At 40.1% G+C, this 21,656-nt stretch carries 18 protein-coding genes and 1 tRNA gene; 10 read left to right on the top strand and 9 right to left on the bottom strand.

Annotated elements, in window-relative coordinates; genetic code table 11:
• Positions 1-5: 5 nt before the first annotated feature.
• Positions 6-1,721: a hypothetical protein gene (locus tag IPO46_07630; protein ID QQS62009.1), complete on the top strand. Its 1,716-nt coding sequence runs from the start codon at positions 6-8 to the stop codon at positions 1,719-1,721.
• A gap of 4 nt (positions 1,722-1,725) precedes the next feature.
• On the opposite strand, the gene IPO46_07625 is transcribed toward IPO46_07630, so the two are convergent.
• Positions 1,726-2,460, bottom strand: coding sequence for a PorT family protein (locus tag IPO46_07625; GenBank protein ID QQS62008.1), 735 nt, complete (start codon positions 2,458-2,460; stop codon positions 1,726-1,728).
• Positions 2,433-3,176 (bottom strand): bifunctional demethylmenaquinone methyltransferase/2-methoxy-6-polyprenyl-1,4-benzoquinol methylase UbiE, encoded by a 744-nt coding sequence (ubiE, locus tag IPO46_07620; protein QQS62007.1) that lies wholly within the window; start codon positions 3,174-3,176, stop codon positions 2,433-2,435. Before ubiE ends, IPO46_07625 begins: the two co-directional genes overlap by 28 nt.
• Before the next feature lie 97 nt (positions 3,177-3,273).
• Between ubiE and IPO46_07615 the strand changes: the two genes are divergently transcribed.
• Complete coding sequence (locus tag IPO46_07615) at positions 3,274-3,918, top strand: YihA family ribosome biogenesis GTP-binding protein (GenBank protein QQS62006.1); 645 nt, start codon at positions 3,274-3,276, stop codon at positions 3,916-3,918.
• A gap of 7 nt (positions 3,919-3,925) precedes the next feature.
• Here IPO46_07615 and gmk read toward each other — a convergent pair whose 3' ends face one another.
• Positions 3,926-4,501, bottom strand: coding sequence for a guanylate kinase (gmk, locus tag IPO46_07610; GenBank protein QQS62005.1), 576 nt, complete (start codon positions 4,499-4,501; stop codon positions 3,926-3,928).
• Between the two features lie 86 nt (positions 4,502-4,587).
• On the bottom strand, positions 4,588-4,773 hold the full coding sequence (locus tag IPO46_07605; GenBank protein QQS62004.1) for a hypothetical protein: 186 nt from the start codon (positions 4,771-4,773) through the stop codon (positions 4,588-4,590).
• Between the two features lie 169 nt (positions 4,774-4,942).
• On the opposite strand from IPO46_07605, the gene IPO46_07600 reads away from it, so the two are divergent.
• A complete protein-coding gene (locus IPO46_07600; protein QQS64351.1) occupies positions 4,943-5,632 on the top strand; it encodes a noncanonical pyrimidine nucleotidase, YjjG family in 690 nt (229 codons plus the stop codon).
• 5 nt (positions 5,633-5,637) lie between these two features.
• On the opposite strand, the gene murA is transcribed toward IPO46_07600, so the two are convergent.
• Together murA and IPO46_07590 are read right to left on the bottom strand one after the other, a co-directional pair.
• Positions 5,638-6,945, bottom strand: coding sequence for a UDP-N-acetylglucosamine 1-carboxyvinyltransferase (gene murA, locus IPO46_07595; GenBank protein ID QQS62003.1), 1,308 nt, complete (start codon positions 6,943-6,945; stop codon positions 5,638-5,640).
• A 123-nt stretch (positions 6,946-7,068) separates the two neighbouring features.
• Entirely contained in the window at positions 7,069-8,625 is a 1,557-nt protein-coding gene (locus IPO46_07590; GenBank protein QQS62002.1) for a hypothetical protein, read from the bottom strand.
• Positions 8,626-8,775: 150 nt separating this feature from the next.
• Between IPO46_07590 and eno the strand changes: the two genes are divergently transcribed.
• Together eno and IPO46_07580 are read left to right on the top strand one after the other, a co-directional pair.
• Positions 8,776-10,065 carry a phosphopyruvate hydratase gene (gene eno, locus IPO46_07585; GenBank protein ID QQS62001.1) on the top strand — a complete coding sequence of 430 codons (1,290 nt, stop codon included), beginning with the start codon at positions 8,776-8,778 and terminating at the stop codon, positions 10,063-10,065.
• Positions 10,066-10,174: 109 nt separating this feature from the next.
• A complete protein-coding gene (locus IPO46_07580) occupies positions 10,175-13,273 on the top strand; it encodes a T9SS type A sorting domain-containing protein (protein QQS62000.1) in 3,099 nt (1,032 codons plus the stop codon).
• A 48-nt stretch (positions 13,274-13,321) separates the two neighbouring features.
• Here the strand turns inward: IPO46_07580 and IPO46_07575 are convergent, their stop codons facing one another.
• Positions 13,322-13,570 (bottom strand): hypothetical protein, encoded by a 249-nt coding sequence (locus IPO46_07575; GenBank protein ID QQS64428.1) that lies wholly within the window; start codon positions 13,568-13,570, stop codon positions 13,322-13,324.
• Complete coding sequence (locus IPO46_07570) at positions 13,560-15,791, bottom strand: bifunctional (p)ppGpp synthetase/guanosine-3',5'-bis(diphosphate) 3'-pyrophosphohydrolase (GenBank protein QQS61999.1); 2,232 nt, start codon at positions 15,789-15,791, stop codon at positions 13,560-13,562. The genes IPO46_07575 and IPO46_07570 overlap by 11 nt, the downstream gene beginning before the upstream one ends.
• Before the next feature lie 141 nt (positions 15,792-15,932).
• On the opposite strand from IPO46_07570, the gene IPO46_07565 reads away from it, so the two are divergent.
• From IPO46_07565 to IPO46_07555, 3 genes are all read left to right on the top strand, one after another.
• Positions 15,933-16,014: transfer RNA gene (locus IPO46_07565), tRNA-Leu, on the top strand.
• Between the two features lie 109 nt (positions 16,015-16,123).
• A complete protein-coding gene (gene tig / locus IPO46_07560) occupies positions 16,124-17,491 on the top strand; it encodes a trigger factor (GenBank protein ID QQS61998.1) in 1,368 nt (455 codons plus the stop codon).
• 678 nt (positions 17,492-18,169) lie between these two features.
• Positions 18,170-19,546 (top strand): HAD-IB family phosphatase, encoded by a 1,377-nt coding sequence (locus IPO46_07555; GenBank protein QQS61997.1) that lies wholly within the window; start codon positions 18,170-18,172, stop codon positions 19,544-19,546.
• 16 nt (positions 19,547-19,562) lie between these two features.
• Here the strand turns inward: IPO46_07555 and kbl are convergent, their stop codons facing one another.
• Entirely contained in the window at positions 19,563-20,750 is a 1,188-nt protein-coding gene (gene kbl / locus IPO46_07550) for a glycine C-acetyltransferase (GenBank protein ID QQS61996.1), read from the bottom strand.
• 159 nt (positions 20,751-20,909) lie between these two features.
• On the opposite strand from kbl, the gene IPO46_07545 reads away from it, so the two are divergent.
• Both IPO46_07545 and IPO46_07540 read left to right on the top strand, forming a co-directional pair.
• Positions 20,910-21,101, top strand: a complete 192-nt coding sequence (locus IPO46_07545) for a hypothetical protein (GenBank protein ID QQS61995.1) — start codon at positions 20,910-20,912, stop codon at positions 21,099-21,101.
• A gap of 71 nt (positions 21,102-21,172) precedes the next feature.
• Complete coding sequence (locus IPO46_07540; GenBank protein ID QQS61994.1) at positions 21,173-21,655, top strand: RNA polymerase sigma factor; 483 nt, start codon at positions 21,173-21,175, stop codon at positions 21,653-21,655.
• The last annotated feature ends 1 nt before the right edge of the window (position 21,656 follow it).

The following is a 21,656-nucleotide window of genomic DNA, read 5'->3' as shown; positions in this document are numbered from 1 at the left end:
ATAAGATGCAAATTATTAAAAGCTTATCCAAACTCCTTGTTTTTATTTTTCCTTTACCGGCATTTGCACAATCTACCTACCTGCCGCAGGATGCCAAGGAGAATATATTTATTGAAAGGCTGGAAATAAAGCAACAAAAAAATACCGACCTCAATTTTTCTACGCTTAAGCCTTTTAACCGAAAATTTATTGTGCAGGAAGCCGAGTTTTTAGACAGTGCAAGGATGGGCTACCGGGACCCTGCAACCAACCAGGATAAGTTTAAAGAATGGACCGACCTTAACCTAACGCCAATTGATGAATACAATTTAAATAGCTTGCTGATGAACAGTGCAGAGTGGGTTACCACACCCAAAGAAAATTTTGCAAGCAAGAAACCTTTTTTAAAATCACTTTATAAAACCAAGGCCAATTTTTTTGAAGTAAACAACCCCAATTTTTTTCTTGCCATTAACCCCATACTCAATGTTACACTGGCAAAAGAAAGGGATACCAGCAACCTAGTTTTTTTAAATTCCAGAGGCGTAACCATTCGTGGGCTGATTGCAAAAAAAGTGGGCTTTGCCGCAATGGTTGTAGATAACCAGGAGCGTGGGCCGGCAAACTTCAGGCAGTTTGAGCAGGAGTACAGGGCCGTACCCGGCGTGGGTTTTTACAAACCGTATAAAACTTCAAAAGGCTTTGATTATTTTGATGGCCGTGGATATTTTACTTTTAGCGCAGCAAAGTTCATCAACTTCCAGGCAGGCTACGATAAAAATTTTATTGGCAACGGCTACCGCAGCCTCTTTCTGAGTGACTTTGGCAACAGCTATCTTTTTGTAAAAATCAATACAAGGATTTGGAAAATAAATTATCAAAATTTATTTATGGAGCTCATGCCACAGTTTACCAAGCATGGCGATGAGTTGCTCGACCGTAAATATGCTGCCATGCACCACCTAAGCATGAACGTAAACCGCTGGCTCAACATTGGCCTTTTTGAAGGTGTAATTTTCGGCCGCAAAAATCGCTTTGATTTTCAATACCTCAACCCCATTATTTTCCTAAGGCATATTGAAGGCACAGTAGGCAGCCCCGATAATGCCTTGGCCGGTATTGACTTTAAAGCCAATGTAGCCCACCGCTTACAATTTTACGGGCAAATGATTATGGATGAATTCCGCATAAAAGAAATTAGGGACGATTCTAAAAACTGGGTAAACAAATTTGGCTTTCAGCTTGGCATGAAGTATGTTGATGCCTTTAATATTAAAAACCTCGACCTTCAATTTGAAACCAACAGGGTACGGCCATTTGTATATTCCCACTCCGATAGTGTTGCCAATTATACGCATTACAATCAGCCACTGGCACATCCTTTGGGAGCCAATTTCCAGGAGTTTATTGGTATTGCACGTTTTCAACCGGCGCCTAAATGGATGATTTATGCAAGGGCAATTTATTATTACAAAGGGCTGGACAGCCTGGGTACAAATTTTGGCGGCAATATTTTTAAGCCTTATGTAACTCGTAGTGGAACCGATTTTAGCATTGGTGGAGGAGAAAAAGTAAAATGCCTCAATGTCTATGCATCGGTAAGCTATGAGGCCAGGGAAAACTTTTTTATTGACTTAGGTTTAATGCTAAGGAAATACAAAGGCAACGGAATAGATTCTAACAACCCAATGGTTTCTGCCGGAATAAGATTGAATATTTGGAAGCGCAATTATGATTACTAAACAATTACTCTACCGTAAGGGAAAGTGAAACAGTACGGGCATTAATTTTATCAATAGTATTGGAAAACTTTAGCTGCGGATCCCGGCTATGCACATTATTTAAACCCCAGCCTACTTTAAGCTCCGGCGTTAATACAAATACAGGAAAGTAAATGTGAAAGCCAATGCCTGCTTCTATACCATAATCAAAACGCTTTAATTTAAAAAGCGATTCGGCATTTTTGGCGCCTGCATTTGCAGCCATATCATACTCAAATTTTACCCCACCCATCATGTACACTTTAAAATTTGCAATTCTGTCGCTGCTAAATTTTAATTGAACGGGAAAAGCCAGTGTAATACCCTGAACTTTTTTGGTCATGAGACTGTCTTCACCTTCTACGGAATTGGGGTGCTTGAGATGGTATTGAAAAGCCTTTTCGGTAAATACAAGGCTAAGCGGATAAGTGCGAATGTCGAAATGTTCGTTTAAATTAAAGTTTACCAGCCAGGCAAGGTTAATACCCGTACTGTTGAGGCTTTCAATTACATTAATACTATCCTGTGTTAAAAAAAGCGGGTGATGTCCAAAATTATAATGCGCCCTGTTTATACCGGCATTAATGCCAAAACGAATGGCCCGGTAATCATGGTCAGGCAGGTTAATTTCTGCTTCCTGGGCGTGAGAAAGGCCTGGCGCAAGGGCACAACTGATTATTAAAAAAACTACTGCTATTTTTCTCCGCAATAAATACTGCATATTCCTAAGGTCAAAGGTTTATGGCCTGTGTTGTTGTAACCAAGGCCATTTAAAATGTTTACAAAATTTTTTCCTTCCGGAAACTGTTGTATAGATTTATTCAAATAGCGGTATGCATGTGGGTTTTTAGAAAATATATTGCAAATAGCCGGAACTATGGTTTGCATATAAAAATTATATAGCGCCTTCATCAACCTGTTTTGCGGTTTGCTGAACTCCAGGATTACTAATTTTCCACCGGGTTTCAGCACTCTTAAAATTTCGGCCAGCCCTTTTTCAAGGTTTTGAAAATTTCTTACTCCAAAAGCTACGGTTACAGCGTCAAACGTATTATCATTAAAATTTATTGTTTCGCTGTCGCCCTTTAACAATTCTATTTTATCGGCCAGGCTAAGCTGTTTTACTTTTTCGTTGCCAATTTTCAACATGCCTTCGCTTATATCAATACCGGTTATTTTAGCCGGGTTAAGCAACCGCAATGCCGTAATTGCCATATCGCCGGTACCTGTTGCTACATCGAGCAGGTGGTTTAAAGGCCGGTTTTTGAGCTGAAGCAATGCTTTTTTTCGCCAGCCAACATCGGTACCTCCACTTAAAAACCGGTTTAAAAAATCGTACCTGCCGGCAATACCATCAAACATTTCTTTCACTTGTTCCTTTTTACTAAGTTCCGAGCCAGCAACAGGTACAACAGTATCGTGGGCAAATTTCACCATAAACCGTGCAAAGATAATGGTTTGAAATTGCCGCAATGCTTTAATAAGTTTACTTACACTTTAATAAAAGTTAAATTTGCAGTAATTATAAACAAACATGCATATTCAAAAAGCCACTTACCTCATTAGCAGCCCCTCGGTAGAAAAATGCCCTGCACCAGATAAACCTGAGTATGCATTTATTGGCCGCAGCAATGTAGGCAAGTCGTCGCTTATTAATACTTTATGCAATAATGCAAAGCTGGCCAAAACTTCGGCAAGCCCTGGAAAAACACAACTCATCAATCATTTTATTATTGAAAGTACAAGGCCGGAAAACGAGGCAGGTAATAAACTTATTGCCGAACAATGGTTTCTGGTGGATTTACCCGGTTATGGATTTGCCAAAACCAGCATTTCCAGCCGAAGGCGATGGGAGCAAATGATTGAAAACTATTTGCGCAAAAGAGAAAACCTTAGCCAGGTATTTGTATTAATTGACAGCCGCCACAGGCCACAAAAAATTGATCTGGAATTTATAGGCAACCTTTATAAATGGCAAATAGCTTTTAGCCTGGTGTTTACCAAAAGCGATAAAGAAAACCAGCGAACTGTAAGTAAAAATGTAAAAGATTTTTTGGAAGCATTAAAAGCGCAAATGCAATTTTTGCCCAGGCATTTTGTGAGCAGCGCCGTAAAAAAAACAGGAAGGGAAAAAATATTGGGTTTTATTGCAGAAACCAATGGAGAAGCAGGCATGTAAAAGTTGGTTATTGTGCCAAAAATTTTCTCACCACTTCCTCTGCATTTTTAAAAGCCTGATTTAAATTATCATTTACAATTACTGCATTAAAAGTGCCCTTAAATGAAATTTCATACGAAGCTTTGTTCACCCTTGCAGCCAGTGTATCCTCGGTTTCAGTTCCACGGCTCATTAACCTTTTTTTCAATTCTTCAATACTGGGAGGTTCAATAAAAATGCTGAAAGTATTTACCGGGTACTGGCTTTGAACATGCAAAGCGCCTTTTACATCTATATCCAAAATGGGCACCTGGCCATTATGCCAAATGCGCTCCAGCTCACTTTTAAGCGTGCCGTAATATTTGCCTTCATACACCATTTCCCATTCGGCAAAATCTTTGGCTTTTATTTTTTCTTTAAAATCTTCTTCGTTCATAAAATAATAATCCACGCCGCTTTTTTCGTAACTCCTGGGCCGCCTTGTAGCCGCCGAAATGGAAAAAGCCAACTGTGGAAATTTTTGCAGCAGGTGATGGGTAATAGAGGTTTTGCCTGCCCCTGAAGGCGCCGTAATTATTAAAATTTTATGAAACTGTTCTGCCATGTGCAAAGAAAAGAAAATTCAATCAAAAAGGTATAAAATAAAATGCCCCGGATTTTTTCCGGGGCAGTAAATAAATTTTTAAAGAATTAAAGCTTTACGGTCTTTTCTTCTTTATCGCCATGGCAACTTTTTTTGCAATCCTTTTTTTCTGCTTTGCTCATTTTGCTGCAGCAGGATTTACCTTTTGCGCATTTTTTCTTTTTACCTTTATCTGCAAGGGCAACACCCGTTACCATAAAAAAGGCTGCGGCTAATAAAAATACTTTTTTCATTTTTTAAAAATAATTTTTTGTATTGTACAATGCCCAAATATACCCAATCACCTGCAAAAAAGAAATGATTTTTGTTAAATTAATAAAAATAATTACCACTGGTTTTCGGCCTCAAAAACCAATGTGAATGGCGTTTACGCTAACTTTGCCTTCTTTTAATTCCAAAACATTGAAATACAGGCACCTTTTTTTTGATTTAGATCATACCTTATGGGATTTTGAAACCAATGCAAGGCTTACCATGGAGGAAGTTTATGAAACTTATGCGTTGGAAAAAGTTGCCGCTTTTCCCAATTTTCACCGCCAATACCTGGTACACAATGCTGCACTTTGGGAAAAATATGAAAAAGGCCTTATTGCCGCCGATGAACTCAAATGGAAAAGAATGTGGCGCACACTTTTGGATTTTAAAATAGCCGATGAACCCCTGGCAAGAAAACTGAGCGAAAGTTTTTTAGACATTTTACCAGGCCAGAAAAATGTTTTTCCGCACACTTTTGAAATATTAGCTTACCTGCAACAAAAAAATTACCAACTTCATTTAATCACCAATGGTTTTGAAAAAACCCAATGGCGAAAACTCAACAACAGCGGCCTCAATAAATATTTTACCAAAGTAATTACCTCCGAAGCAAGCAACAGCATAAAGCCCAATAAAGAAATTTTTGATTTTGCCTTGCAATCTGCAGGCGCTAATTATAAAGAAAGTATAATGATTGGCGATAATTTGGAAACCGATATTAAAGGCGCATTAAACGCAGGATTAGATGCCGTTTTTGTAAACCATGTTAATGCAGTGGTTACCTTTAACCCCACCTATACTGTAACTCATTTGCAGCAATTGGAAGAGATTTTTTAAAAACACTAACCCTTCCGCACAATATCCGCACCCAGTTTTTTCAGGCGCTCATCAATATTTTGGTAGCCACGGTCTATTTGTTCTATATTTTGAATAGTGCTTTTGCCTTGTGCACTAAGCGCTGCAATAAGCAAGGCCACGCCAGCCCTTATATCGGGGCTGCTCATGGTAATGCCACGAAGTTTTGTTTCTCTTTCCAGGCCTATTACCACAGCCCTGTGCGGATCGCATAATATAATTTGTGCGCCCATTTCTATCAATTTATCGGTAAAGAACAAGCGGCTTTCAAACATTTTTTGATGGATGAGTACACTACCTCTTGCCTGTATAGCAGTTACTAATACAATGCTCAGCAAATCGGGTGTAAAGCCCGGCCAGGGATGGTCGTAAATAGTAAGTACACCGCCATCAAGGTATTTTTGTATTTCATAAATTTCCTGAGCAGGCACATGAATATCATCGCCTTTAAAATGCATGGTAATGCCCAGTTGCCGGAATTTTTCGGGAATAATGCCCAGCTCTTTTACGCCGGCATTTTTAATGGTAATATCGCTTTGCGTCATTGCGGCAAGGCCAATAAAACTGCCCACTTCAATCATATCGGCTAGTAAAGTATGCTCGGTGCCCTTTAATTTTTCTACGCCATTTATAATGAGCATATTGCTGCCAATGCCTTCAATTTTAGCGCCCATGCGGCTGAGCATTTTGCAAAGTTGCTGCAGGTAGGGTTCACAGGCTGCGTTGTAAATTGTTGTGGCGCCTTCGGCCATTACCGCCGCCATAAGTATGTTTGCAGTTCCGGTTACGCTGGGTTCATCCAGCAACATATAAGTTCCTTTAAGCCCGGGAGTTTGTAAAGTAAAGTAACCTTCGCCTTCTTTATACGAAAAGTTTGCATTTAATTTTTCAAAACCAATAATATGAGTATCCAGCCTTCGACGGCCAATTTTATCGCCGCCGGGTTTTGGTAAAAATGCTTTTTTAAATCTTGCAAGCAGCGGCCCGGCAAGCATTACAGAGCCACGCAACCTTGAACTTTTTTTATGAAACTCTTTGCTGCTGAGGTATGCTACATTTACGTCATCAGCTTTAAAGCTGCAGGTATGCCGGTCTATACGGTTTATTTTTACCTGCATTTCTGCAAGTAATTCTATTTGAAGATTTACGTCAATTATATCGGGTATGTTTTTTATGATTACCTCTTCATCGGTAAGCAATACTGCGCTTATGATTTGCAAAGCTTCGTTTTTTGCGCCCTGCGGGGTAATTTCTCCCGACAGGGATTTTCCTCCTCTTACTTCAAATATTCCCATGAGATGTATTGTTGAACAAACATATTAATATTCCAGCACGAAATTAAGAAGCTTAGGTTTTAAAAAATAAAAAAGGCTTGCACAAAGTGCAAACCTTAAATATAAAATGGTAACTCCTGTTTTTTATTGAATATTGCCGCTGCCATCCAACCGGTACAACCACACATCGTCGCCGCCATGGTTTACGCCAAAAACATTTCCGTTGTTGGAGCTGTTGGTGTAACCTGTTAGTACAAATCCACCGTCGGAGGTTGGCCTTACATCATAGCTAACATCATCTCCCGAACCACCCAATAACTTATTCCAAAGCAGCGTGCCGGTACTGTTTATTTTTATCAACCAGGAATCTGTTGCGCCATGTGTGGCTTCGGTTACATCGCCAGAAGCAGATGATAATGATTGGCCGGCAATAACATAATCGGTTCCGGTTTGCACAACCGACCATGCAATATCATCATCGGTTCCGCCTTTTATTGAAGTCCAGGAAACGGTTCCGGTAGTGCTTAATTTAGCAATAAGATAATCGGAACCGCCATTGGATGAACCGGAAATATTTCCGCCGCCTGTAGAATTTGTTTCTCCTACAATGAGACTTCCATCAGAAACCGTAACGAGTGAATAAGCATACTCTTCTGCATTACCGCCTACAAGTCTGTTCCAGCTAAGGGTTCCGGCTGAAGTAAGTTTAAGTACCCAAAAATCTGAAAGGCCGTTTAAAACCCCACTTACATTTCCATTGGCGCTTGAAGTACTGTATCCGGCAACTACATAACCATTATCGCTGGTTACTTCTTTTATGCTAAAAGCCCTTTCTTCCCCATTTCCGCCCAGCAAGCGGTTGAAAGTAATAGTACTACCGGTTGAATTGAGTTTTACAATCCAAAAATCGGTTAAGCCATGATTGGTTTCGGTAACATTACCTGTGCCGGAAGATTCTGAGCTGCCAGCCACAACTATTGTTCCCCCTGCATTTTCATTTATAGAAGTAGGGATATCATCCTGGTCGCCACCCAGCAACCTGTTCCAAACTATATTTCCCGAAGCATCTAATTTTACTATCCAATAATCTGTTAAGCCTTTTGTAGCCTCAGTTACATCTCCATTAGCGCTGGAAGTAGAGCTAGCGCAAAAAACAAATCCACCATCGGCAGTAGGCCTCAGTTCGGCAAGTTGTTCGTCGCCAACACCGCCCAATACCCGGTTCCATAAAATATTAGCGCTAGCATCGAGCCTTATAACCCAGCAGTCGTAACCGCCATGGTTGCCCGGGGTTACATCCCCATTTGCAGAGGAGCTTGTGGTAGCGCCAATAATAAAACCACCATCGGCAAGCTGCTGAACAGAATAGCCTCTGTCTTCCTGGTTGCCACCAAGCAAAGATTTTGTTACAATACTTGAAGGGCCGCCGGTACACAGGTTTATCCATGCCGAGCCATTGTACATTTCCAGGCAGGATACACTGGTATTATAAATTAATAATCCCGCTGTTTTATTGGGCATTGCATTACGCTGAGCTGTAGAGAGCCTTGGCGGAAGCAACCCTTTATCTGTACTGGAAACGTCAAGTGCCGCAGAAATATCTGGGGAATTGGTTCCAACACCTACATTGTTTTGAGCAAGGGCAGTGTGCATTGTTGTAAGAAAAAAGGCACACAGAATAACATAACTAAATCTTTGCATAAAAAATGCGAATTAAATTTTTAATAAAACATTAAAATATTGGATTACTAAGTGGTTTGACAGGTATAAGGAGAAAAAATCAACAGATTGAATCGGACGTAAGGGCGAAAATAGTATTTTTGAATGGTAAATACAAGTAAAAATAAAAAAATGAGTTACATAGCATCAATTAATGCCCGCCAGATACTCGATAGCCGGGGCAACCCTACTGTAGAAGTAGATATTTTAACAGAAAATGAAAAATTAGGCCGTGCAGCCGTACCCAGCGGCGCCAGTACCGGCATTCATGAAGCCGTAGAACTAAGGGATAATAATAAAAAATATTATGGCGGTAAATCGGTATTAAAAGCCGTTAAAAATGTGAATACCATTATTGCAGATAACCTGCTTGGCTGGGATGTTGCCAACCAAACAGGAATAGATGCAGCATTACTAAAACTGGACGGTACCGAAAATAAAGCAAAACTGGGCGCTAATGCACTTTTAGCGGTAAGCCTTGCGGTAGCTAAAGCTGCTGCCCTGGAAGCCAACCTGCCACTTTACCGGTATATTGGTGGCACCAATGCCAAAGTTTTACCCATACCCATGATGAATATTTTAAATGGCGGCGCTCATGCAGATAATAAAATAGACTTCCAGGAATTTATGGTAATGCCAATTGGCGCTACCAGCTTTAGCGAAGGGCTGCAATGGGGCGTAGAAATTTTTCATGCTTTAAAAACGGTATTGAAAAAGAAAGGATACAGTACCAATGTGGGAGATGAAGGTGGCTTTGCCCCCAATATACAAAGCAATGAAGAAGCCATTGAAACCGTACTTACCGCCATACAGGCGGCTGGTTATAAAACAGGCACACAGGTAGCCATTGCCATGGATGCCGCCAATAGCGAATTGTGGAATGCAAAAGAAAAAAAATATATATATCATAAAAGCGATGGTAAAAAATTAAGCAGTGAGCAACTGGTAAAATTTTGGGAAGGATGGGTAAAAAAATACCCTATTATTTCTATTGAAGATGGTATGGCCGAAGACGACTGGAAAGGGTGGAAAATGCTTACCGATGCAGTAGGCAGCAAATGTCAACTGGTAGGAGATGATCTTTTTGTTACCAATGTAAAAAGGTTACAAAGAGGGATAGATGAAAAAATTTCCAACGCATTATTGGTGAAAGTAAACCAAATTGGCACCCTTACCGAAACCATTAATGCCGTGAGCCTTGCACAAAATAATGGATTTAACACCATTATGAGCCACCGCAGCGGCGAAACAGAAGACAGTACCATAGCGGATTTAGCCGTTGCCTTAAATTGTGGCCAAATAAAAACCGGATCGGCCAGCAGGAGTGACCGCATGGCAAAATACAATCAACTAATTCGTATTGAAGAAATATTGGGCGATAATGGTATTTACCCTTCGGGAAACATAAAATTTGGCAAATAAAGCCAGGTTTTACTTTTACTATTTTTACAATTATATTTACATTAATAAACCCCTGTACTGCACCCATTGCAGGATAGGGTTTTAATAAGCATAACCTAAAGTTACAAGCATGAAGAAAATTTACACCCTTTTTCTATTTGGTTTTATTGTATCTAATGTATTTTCCCAACAGGTTTTAAAATCGCCATTTGTAGCCGCAGCAGATAAATGTGGCTTTAGCGCCGAAATGGAAAAAAACCGTGTCCGTGGATTTAATGATGCGGCCTATGAAGCTGAAATGCAAAGGCTCATCAACGAATTTAAACAACTCAATAATTTTGGCCCACCTACAACCATTTTTTCTGTACCCATTATATTTCATGTAATTTATGATGGTAATACCGAAAGCACAATTGGCACAGGTGCAAATCTTACACAAGCAATAGTAACTGCACAAATACAGCAGTTAAATGCAGATTTTGCCAATCTTTCCGGTTCAGGTTATGGAAGCGCTACCGACTTAGGCGTTCGTTTTGTTGCGGCAAAAGTGGACCCAATGGGCAATTTACTTTGCGAGCCCGGTATTGTAAGAATAAACTGGAGGAGCCAGTCCGGCTGGCAGAACCCATCTGGGCTTAGCAGTATGAATGCAGTAATGACGCATTTTGATAATGTAGTAAAACCACAAAGCTATTGGGACCCTTACCGGTATGTAAATATTTGGCTGGCCGATTTTTCGGGCAGCGGATTATTGGGTTATGCAACATTTCCGGCAATGAGTACATTGCCAGGCCTTGGCAATAGTGAAACCGATCAAACAGCAGGCGTAGTAGTAATGAGTGGAAGCGTAGGCAGTTTATCTAATCCCGGCACGGCATCACCATACCAGTATGGCCGCACACTCACCCATGAACTGGGCCATTTTTTTGGCCTTCGCCATATTACAGGGGACGCAAATTGCGGCAATGATTATTGTACCGATACACCTCCGCAAAACGCATTAACCAGCGGCTGCCCTGCTCCCGGAACGGCAAATGGCTGTACTCCATCTGTACCAAAAATGTTTGAAAACTACATGGATTACAGTAATGATATTTGCCTCAATACTTTTACCTTAAATCAATCGGAGCGCTGCCAGGTAGTAATGCTCAACAGCCCACGCAGAAAAGAATTGCCTTCTTCCACTACGGGGGTTTCCCCAATGCTTAACCGCATTTTCTTTAAGCCGGGGCAAACAACCGTTTCCGAAACAGCAAGTGGCGCTTGCCCGAGATACAAAGAATATCCTATTACAGTAGGTGTAGAATCTACAGCAAATGGAAACGCAACACTTAGCCTTTCAAAAACAGGATCGGCAACCGAAATTACTGATTATACTATTACGCCTTCATCGGTAACCTATACCAATGGAGATGCAACCGATAAAGTATTTACGCTAAGGATTTATGACGATGCTATTATAGAAAGCGCCGAAACCATACAGTTAGCTTTTAATATTTCCGGCACAGGTGTGCAGCAATCAATAGCCTGCGGCTCTGCAAACCAATATACGATAACCATTACCGATGATGATTTTAATTATAGCATTAACAATACAATGCCAACCGTAACATTGCTTTCAGAAAATTTTGGCATCACTACCGGCAGCAACCAGGTACCAGCAGGATGGGTTACCAGCAATGCTGCTGGTACATCCACTACCAATAAATGGGTAGGCAATAATACCGGTGCAGGCACTTATGGATTTAGTGGCAACACTTTGCATATTTCCAATGGCAATTCCACTGCAGTAACAAATGGCACGGCTGCAATGGCCTATTCCAGTACTGCAACAGGTACTGATGCAAGGGCAGTTACCCCTTTACTGAATGCAGCCGGGCTAAAAGATATTTCCGTATCTCTTAAGCTGGTGAGTAATGGAGAAATAGACAGCGGCACTTTTTATGATTTTGGATTGGTTTATTATACACTCAACGGCACTAATTATTCTGTACTTACAGTATTGAATAACGATGTTTACCTGCAGGGAATAACCAGCTCAACTACTTTAAATATCAATTTACCTGCCGGAACAATTGGAACCAGTAATTTAAGGTTAATGTTCCGATGGATTTCGGATAATAGCGTTGCCAACCAACCGCCATTTGCAATAGATGATGTTGTTGTTACCGGAAAAAATGTAACAGTAGAAAGCCAGTTGAACCATGCAGCTACAGAAAATATTTTATCTACATCGGGCAGCAGTAATTTTTACAGCAGCAACGATGGCCAGGTAATTGCTAAATTGAGCAACCCATCTGTATCGCCTGGTTGCCTTACTGCAACTATTACACAGGCCGGCAACACAAATATTTCACTTAGCAGCACAGCAGCTACTTACCTCCGCAGCGAAAAAGTAGTAAATATTTCGCCTGCCATTGCCAATACAACCGCAAGCTATAATGTAACGCTATATTATACTACCGCCGAACTTGCCATATGGGGCGCAAATTTTGCAAACCTTAAATTAATGAAAGTTAAAAACGGCATAAACCTTGGCGGCCTCATCAACAGTGCCGATGCTGAAGTGGTAAATGCAGTAATAGACGATCAGCGGGCAACAAAAGGATATGCTTCTTTTAGCGGGGATTTTACCGGCGGCTTTTCTCAATTTTTGCTGGTTTATCAAACCTCCGTAGTGCCTGTTGCCATACTCAACTTTGATGCGTTGTCCAATAATAAAAATATTGTTCTTAACTGGAGCACTTCAATTGAAAACAATAACAAAGGTTTTTTTGTAGAAAGAAGCATAGACGGAAACCAATTTGAACCTATTTCATGGATCAATGGAAAAATGAACAGCAACATTATTTCCCACTATACTTACACCGATAATTATGTTGAGCCAGATGTTATCTATTATTATCGCCTAAGGCAAAAAGATATTGACAACAATGAAAAATTATCGGATGTACGCCAGGCAAAAATTAAAGGTAAGGGCAATATATTTATAAGCATTAGCCCCAATCCTGCAAGCGACGTAATTGCCGTTTTTGTAAGCGGTATGAATAGCAAGGCAAATATTAACCTGTTTGATGCAAAAGGAGCACTAGTGAAAACCTGGAAAAGCCAAAACCTGTCAACAGGCAGCGCAAGCCGCTTAAATATACACGGTATTGCCAATGGCGTTTATACTTTAAGCATTGCCAACGGCAAACAAACACTTACGGAAAAACTGATAATAAGGTAAGCGTAAATGAAAATATCTTAAAGGCAACCGAAATAAGGTTGCCTTTTTTTATTCCATAAAATCATCTTCCTTTTTTGCCGCCTGATCAAATAAATTATCTACAGCGCCAGCCATCATGGGAAATTTTTCTTTCACAAAATCTTTTACGGTTTCCAGCGCTTTTTCGGCCTGCGGCCCGGTAATTTGAGCATTGGCCATTATCCTGTCTATAAGTTCTTTCATAAAAAAATAAGCGTTTAGCGTTGTATCAAAATAATTTCTGAATTTAAAAGCAGTATCGTAAAAATTACTCTGCATCGTAGCGATCCACACTTTCTATGCCGGGTAGTGCATGTATCCTTTCCACCAGCAGGTCCAGCTCTTCTTTATCATGCACATAAATTTTCAGGTTGCCTTCAAAAATACCGTCGTTGGCTTCAATAGTCATGGCAGAAATATTAAATTTCATTTCGCCACTTATGAGGTTGGTAATTTTATGAATTACGCCTACATCATCAAGCCCTACAATTTTTAAACCAGTGAGGAAGGATATTTCTTTATTTTTTGCCCACTTGGTTTTAACCACCCTGTGGCCGTAATTGGCCATAAGCCTTGCTGCATTGGGGCAATTGGTACGGTGTATTTTCAGGCCTTCGCCGGTGCTTATAAAGCCAAACACATCATCGCCGGGAATGGGCTTGCAGCAATTGGCCAGGGAATAAACTATGCGGTCGCTGCTTTCGCCAAAAATAATAAGTTCGGTATCTTTTTTGGGGTTAATTTTATTGGGCTCGTACTCCGGCTTTTCTTCTTTAGGCGCAACCGGTTTTGGAGGTACCAGTTTATCGCCATGTATGGTAAAACTTTTGAGCTCTTTTAAATCAATTTTTTTTATGGCAATATCATACATTAAATCCAGCGAACTGTTTACTTTATAAAACATGCAAAGCTCATCAAAATTTTGTGCGTTCATTGCTGCGCCAATAGCTTCCAGCTTACGCTGTAAAAAAGCCTTGCCATCTTCGGCAATTTTTCTTTTTTCTTCTTTTAAAGAATCTTTAATTTTTGTTTTGGCTTTGCTGGTTACCACCAGGTTCAGCCATTCCGAGTTGGGCTTTTGCTTAGCGCTGGTAATAATTTCTATCTGGTCGCCACTGCGTAGTTTATAACTTATAGGCACCAGTTTATGGTTTACCTTTGCACCAATACAACGGCTGCCCACGGCAGTGTGTACGCTAAAGGCAAAGTCCAGTGCAGATGCACCAACGGGCAACATTTTTACATCGCCTTTGGGTGTATAAACATAAATTTCTTCGGTAAGAAAGGAGCTTTTAAAATCCTGCAAAAAATCGAAGGAGCTGTCTTCTTCATTGGATAGCGCTTCCCTTATTTGTCCAAACCATTTGTCGAAGCGGTTTTCGTCTGATGTGCCTTCTTTGTATTTCCAGTGTGCTGCCAGGCCTTTTTCGGCAATTTCGTTCATGCGTTTGGTGCGTATTTGCACTTCTACCCATTTTCCCTGCGGGCCCATTACGGTTGTATGTAAGGCTTCGTAACCATTGCTCTTGGGGTTGCTGAGCCAATCCCTAAGCCTTTCGGGGCTTGGGTTGTAGGCGTCGGTAATAACGCTGTACACTTTCCAGCACTCTTCTTTTTCTTTTTCTGGTGTGCTATCTACAATAATGCGTATGGCAAATAAATCATACACTTCTTCAAAGGCAACGCCTTTCTTTTTTATTTTGTTCCAAATGGAGTGTATGCTTTTGGGCCTGCCGTAGATTTCAAAATTTAAACCTGTTTTTTCCAGCTTGGCTTTTAAAGGGCGAATAAAATCGTTGATGTAGCGGGTGCGTTCTCTTTTGGTATCTTGTAATTTTTTGGCAATAAACCGAAAGCTGTCCGGCTCAAGATATTTCATGGCCAAATCTTCTAACTCGGTTTTAATATTGTACAAACCCATGCGATGAGCAAGCGGAGCGTATACGTAAATGGTTTCGGACGAAACTTTTAATTGCTTTTCGGTTTTCATGCTATCCAGAGTACGCATGTTGTGCAACCTGTCGGCAAGTTTTATTAAAATTACCCTTGGGTCATCGGTAAGCGTTAAAAGTATTTTTTTAAAATTTTCTGCCTGCTGGCTGCTGTTGGCATCCATAACAGTAGAAATTTTGGTGAGGCCATCTACAATTTTTGCAATTTCAATTCCAAATTCTCTTTTTACATCTTCCAGGGTAATATCGGTATCTTCTACGGTATCGTGCAATAAAGCGCAAATGGTACTGCGAATGCCCAGGCCAATTTCTTCCACACAAATTTTTGCCACGGCCAAGGGATGAAGAATGTAAGGCTCGCCGCTTTTACGCCTCATGGTTTTATGGGCTTCGGCAGCCATTTCAAAAGCCCGGCGCAGCAATACTTTATCGCCGGGTTTTAGCTTGGCTTTTAAAACCCGTAGCAATGCCTTGTACTCCCGGAGAATTTCTTTTTTTTCCTCTTCTTCGTTGAGGGTATAAGGCGCTATTTTGGCGGTAACTTCCATGATTCTTACGAATTTACTTTAAAAATATACTTGCTCAAAATCAAATTCAATATTAAAATACAGTGAAGCCATATTTTTCATCAAATTAACTCATTTTATTAGCGAATTATTGGCCGAAACCCCTAATTTTGCAGCCCATTTGCGGATGTGGCGAAATTGGCAGACGCACCAGACTTAGGATCTGGCGGAGCAATCCATGTAGGTTCGACCCCTATCATCCGCACATTTTTAAGAGTTGACAGGTTGCAAAGTTGATTTACAGAAACCGGAGAATCAACCAAAAACGGGTCAACTTTTTTTATTTTTTTTAAAATTTTAGAATTTTACAAGTTATGGCAACAGTAGTAAGAGAAAATTTGGGTTTGCTCAACGACAAACTTACCGTTAAAATAAGTAAGGATGATTATTTGCCTTCTTTTGAAAAAAAATTAAAGCAATATGGCAAAACGGCCAATATACCAGGCTTTAGAAAAGGCATGGTGCCGGCCGGCATGATTAAAAAAATGTATGGTACGGGAATTTTTACCGAAGAAGTAATCCGCAGCGCCGAAGCCGAATTACACAAATGGCTCACTGCTGAGCAGCCCGATATTTTTGCACAGCCCTTGCCATTGGTCAATAGTATTGATGCTTTTGATATGAACAACCCGGCCGATTATTCATTTGATTTTGAAATAGGGTTAAAACCGGCTTTTGAAATTGCCGATTTAAGCAAAGGAAAATTTACTAATTACAAAGTGGAAGCCACGGCCGATATGGTAGATGAAGAAGTAAACCGACTGCAAATTAAAGGCGGCAACATGACCGAGCCTGAAATTATTGATAATCCGGAAAATGTAATCAATATTTTATTTGCCGAATGTACCGAAGCAGGCGATGTAATAGAAGGCGGAATAAGCAAAGAAAATTCCGTGCTGCTCAAATATTTTTCTGCAGCATTGCAAAAAAGCCTGATGGGCAAAAAGAAAGAGGATAGCATTGTTTTTCAACTCAGCAAAGCCTTTGAAACCGATAAGCTGCACATGATGCTGCAGGATTTAGGTTTTGAAAAAAACGATACCCTTGCTGCAAAAAAATATTTTAAAGCAAGCATTGTAAAAATTGGCCTTGTAGAAAAACGGGAGTTGAACGAAGCGTTTTTTAACGAAATATACCCGGGCAAAATTTTAAAAACCGAAGCAGATTTTCGCAATACCATTAAAGAAGAAATACAGCAATACTGGAGCAACCAGGGCCGCACACAATTTTACGACCAGCTTTATCATTACCTGGTAGAGGAAACTACAATTGAGTTCCCTGCAAATTTTTTAAAGCGCTGGATGCAAACCAATAACGAGCAGCCCAAAACCGCAGAGCAGGCCGAAACAGAATGGCCCAACTTTAGCAACCAGTTAAAATGGACCTTAATAAGCGATAAACTTACGCAGGATAACAAACTGGAAGCAACACCCGAAGAAATTAAAGAAAGTATGAGGGAAGAAGTGATGCGCTATTTTGGCCAAATGAATATGAACAACGATATGGGCTGGCTCGACAGCTATATTGACCGTATGATGAAAGATGAAAAACAGGTAGAGGCCAGTTACCGCAGAATTACCAGCAACAAAGTTTTTGAATTGCTGGAATCTAAAATAAGCCCGGTAGAAAAAATAGTAAGCGCCGAAGAATTAACAGCAATACAGCACAACCACCAACACTAAAAAAAAATTTTCAAAAGAAAATGCCGGGATAGCCCGGAATTTTTTGGTTAATTTTCTTTGCCCAAATAAAACAAAAAACCTGTGTGTGGTTGTGTTTGACAAGTCAGCGGTATTCTCCCTCACGGCCTGCTATATTTGAGCTTTGTAAGTTAGGGCTGGGTTCGTTTAGTATTTCTTGTTTTTGACAGCTAGTAAAAATAATAGTCAGTGCAAATAATGCAATTGACCAGCAATTAAAATTTTGGGGTTTTGAAATTTTCATTTTATTCAATTTTAAAGTTATAAAATTCTTGTCACCTTTTGTGGAAGAACCCTGGCATTTCCACCAACTATACGCTTTACAGCCTGCATAGAACTGCAGCAGCGCTAAGTAATACTAATAGCCTCCCTTATTGCTTTTTCATAATACCCTAAGAAGTATATGGGAATCAATGAGGGCCTGATTAAATTTTTCATAGCAGTACTATTTAAAAGAAAAAATGTTTCGACCTTGTCGAAACAATTTTTTAAATAGCAAAATTTTTTTTCTGCAATTATAAAAATCCATTTCCCATAAATTTTGTATCTTAGATAGCCTGCCATTACCTGCTTTTACTTAATTTTTTTTGAAATACCCTTTTTTTGTTTTGAACCATTGTTTAACCGGCTACTTTTTTGTAGTGAAAAATTTTAATGATTATGGTATCAGTAATAATCCCCACATTAAATGAGCAGGAAACCATTGCTGCTGTAGTACAGTGTGCCTTTTTATGCGATAAGGTTACCGAAGTATTGGTAATAGATGATAAATCGGTGGACGATACAGTTGTGCTTGCCAAAAAAGCCGGCGCCAAAGTATTTGCCAGCAGCAGGCTGGGCAAGGGCGCATCTATGAGGGAAGGCATACTGCTGGCCAAAAATGAAATACTGCTGTTTATTGACGGCGATATACATCCCTATCCCAAAAACATGATGGAACTATTAATTGCACCCATCATTAACGATGAATGTGATTTTGTAAAATCGAGTTTTACCCGTAATGCCGGCAGGGTAACGGAGCTTGTTGCCAAACCTTTATTGAGTATTTTTTTTCCTGAGCTTACCGGCTTTGACCAGCCCTTAAGCGGAATGATTGCCGGCAAAAAATCTATTTTAAAAGACCTGCTCATACCCAACGATTATGGCGTAGATGTTTCCATACTTATTGATTTGTACAGCAAAGGTGCAAGGATAAAACAGGTAAATATAGGCCACCTCGAAAACCGGAGCCGCCCTTTGAACCAAATTGGCAAAATGAGCAAAGAGGTAAGCGCCGCCATTTTAAAAAAAGCCATAGACTATAAGCGCTCCTTAAACCTTGATGATTTAAGCGACTTTGGCCTTATTACCGAGCAACTGAGCTACTCCGTAAAAACAAGCATACAACACCTGCAAAAAATGCTCATTTTAGATATGGATGACACCCTTTTGCAGGGCAGGTTTATACACAAAGCCGCCGAACATTTTGGCTTTGATAAAGAGCTGTTGCAGTTAAGAAAAGAATTTGAAAACGATGGCATTGCCCTTACCAAGTCCATTGCCAAACTGCTCCAGGGCAAATCTTATAAAGAACTGATAGATATTGCCGACAGTATGGCGCTGGTAAACAATATTGAGCAGGTAGTAAAAGAGCTTAAGCAGCGGGGGTTTATTGTGGGCATCATTAGCGATAGTTATACTTTAATAACCGAACACATAAAATTAAAAATTGGCGCCGATTTTTCATTGGCCAATGAACTGCAAATGAGCAATGGCATTTGCAATGGCGAAATGCACCTGCCATCTTTTTTCTTTCGCAACGAAAAAAGTATTTGCAACCACAATTTTTGTAAAACCAATGCCATGCTTTCGGTTGCAGAAAAATACCATGTAGATTTAAAAAATATTGTTGCCGTGGGCGACAGCCGCAACGATTTATGTATGATCATAAAAAGCGGCCTCGGCGTTTCTTTTTGCACCAGGGATGAAGTATTGAGGGAGTTTGCCGATATCAATATTAATACCCCATCCATAGAATCGCTTTTGCAAATGGTCTAAAAAAAATTTATTGAAATTATTGTAACACGCCCAACTCTTTGCCCACTTTGGTAAAAGCTGCAATGGCTTTATCCAGGTGCTGCTGATTGTGTGCGGCGCTAAGCTGCACTCTTATGCGTGCCTGCCCTTTTGCCACCACCGGAAAAAAGAAACCAATTACATAAATCCCTTCTTCCAAAAGTTTAGCTGCAAAATTTTGTGCAAGCACTGCATCGTAAAGCATAATGGGCACAATGGGATGGTCGCCAGGTTTAATATCAAAACCGGCAGCGGTCATTTTGCTTCGAAAATATTTTGTGTTGCCTTCCAGCTTGTCTCTAAGCTCGGTAGTGCTGCTGAGCATATTTAAAACCGCAATGGAAGCGCCCACAATACTTGGCGCCACCGTATTGGAAAATAAATAAGGCCTGCTGCGCTGCCGCAGTATATCAATAATTTCTTTACGGCCCGATGTAAAGCCACCGCTTGCGCCACCAAGAGCCTTGCCCAATGTGCCGGTAATAATATCAATACGGTTCATTACGCCATGGTACTCATGCGTACCTCTTCCTGTTTTTCCCAAAAAACCGGAGGAGTGGCATTCATCAATCATTACAATGGCATCATACTTATCTGCCAGGTCGCAAATTTTATCCAATTGTGCAATGGTGCCATCCATGCTAAAGGAGCCATCGGTTACAATAATCCTGCTGCGCAGGCTGCTGCTCTCTTTTAACTTTGCTTCAAGGTCGGCCATATTATTATGTTCATAGCGGTAGCGCTGTGCCTTGCACAATCTTACGCCATCTATTATGGATGCATGGTTGAGTGCATCGCTTATAATGGCATCTTGCTCATTAAACAAAGGTTCAAAAACGCCGCCATTGGCATCAAAAGCCGCTGCATAAAGTATGCTATCTTCAGTACCTAAAAAAGATGAAATTTTTTGTTCCAGCTCTTTATGTATATCCTGCGTGCCGCAAATAAACCTTACGCTACTCAAACCATATCCCCGGTAATCAATATATTTTTTTGCGGCTTCTATTACTTTGGGATGAGCCGAAAGGCCCAAATAATTATTGGCACAAAAATTTAAAACAGTTTTTCCGTTTACCATAATTTCCGCACCCTGCTCGCTGGCAATAATGCGCTCGGTTTTAAATAAACCCGAAGATTTTATTTCATCAATTTCCGTGGCCAATCTTTCAACAAATTTTTGGTTCATACCGGTTGGTTTTTCCAAAATTAAGGAACATTAGCTTATTGAATTTTGAGTTTCACTTTTCTGAATCATCATATTTGCGTTTTATTTAACATTTCAGAAAAAGGCTGTAACCTTTTTACCTTTATATTCGTTATAGCTACAAAGCCAACTAACAACCCAATGGGTAAAAACAGCAAAATATTGTTTCTGCTCTTCTTTTTTGCCGTTATCTTTTTTTGGTACCAATCATCAAAAAGCGGCCCACAGGCTATTCCTGTGGAAAAAACACCTGTTCAAAACTGCAGCAGTAAATGCCTGCCCGATGCCGATCCACCATTGCATTTTATTACAAAAGGTATTTTTAAGTTGTAACTTTTAAGGTTTACCAATCGTATAACTATAAATACGTAGAACCTGGATTATTTTTACCGGCCAATTATTTTATGACAGAAAGGGAATATAACGAATGTGTAAACCAATATGCAGATAACCTGTACCGGTTTATCGTTAAAAACCTGCAACATGAAGAAGATGCAAGAGATATTGTTCAAACGGCATTTGAAAAACTTTGGGTAACCAGGCACCAGGTAATTACGAATAAAAGCAAAAGTTATTTATTTACGATTGCTTATAACCAGATGATTGACCATATTAGAAAAGTGAAAAGGATAAGCCATAAAGAAAGCTTTAATGAACAATCGCTGGGTACAAGCAGCCAGCAGCATATAAAAGATGCATTACAACATGCTTTAAACAAACTTACGGAGTTGCAAAGGAGCCTGGTAATGCTTAAAGATTATGAAGGATACAATTATGCAGAAATTGGGGAGATAATGAACCTAAATGAAAGCCAGGTAAAAGTGTACCTGCACCGGGCAAGGCTGCAACTGAGGAGCTATATTGTAAAAACAGAAAACATTATTTAAC

Source organism: Chitinophagaceae bacterium, assembly GCA_016699815.1.
In the GTDB taxonomy this organism is placed as follows: domain Bacteria; phylum Bacteroidota; class Bacteroidia; order Chitinophagales; family Chitinophagaceae; genus Ferruginibacter.
The sequence above is the reverse complement of the archived record's forward strand: the minus strand, read 5'-3'. Positions and strand labels throughout refer to the sequence as shown.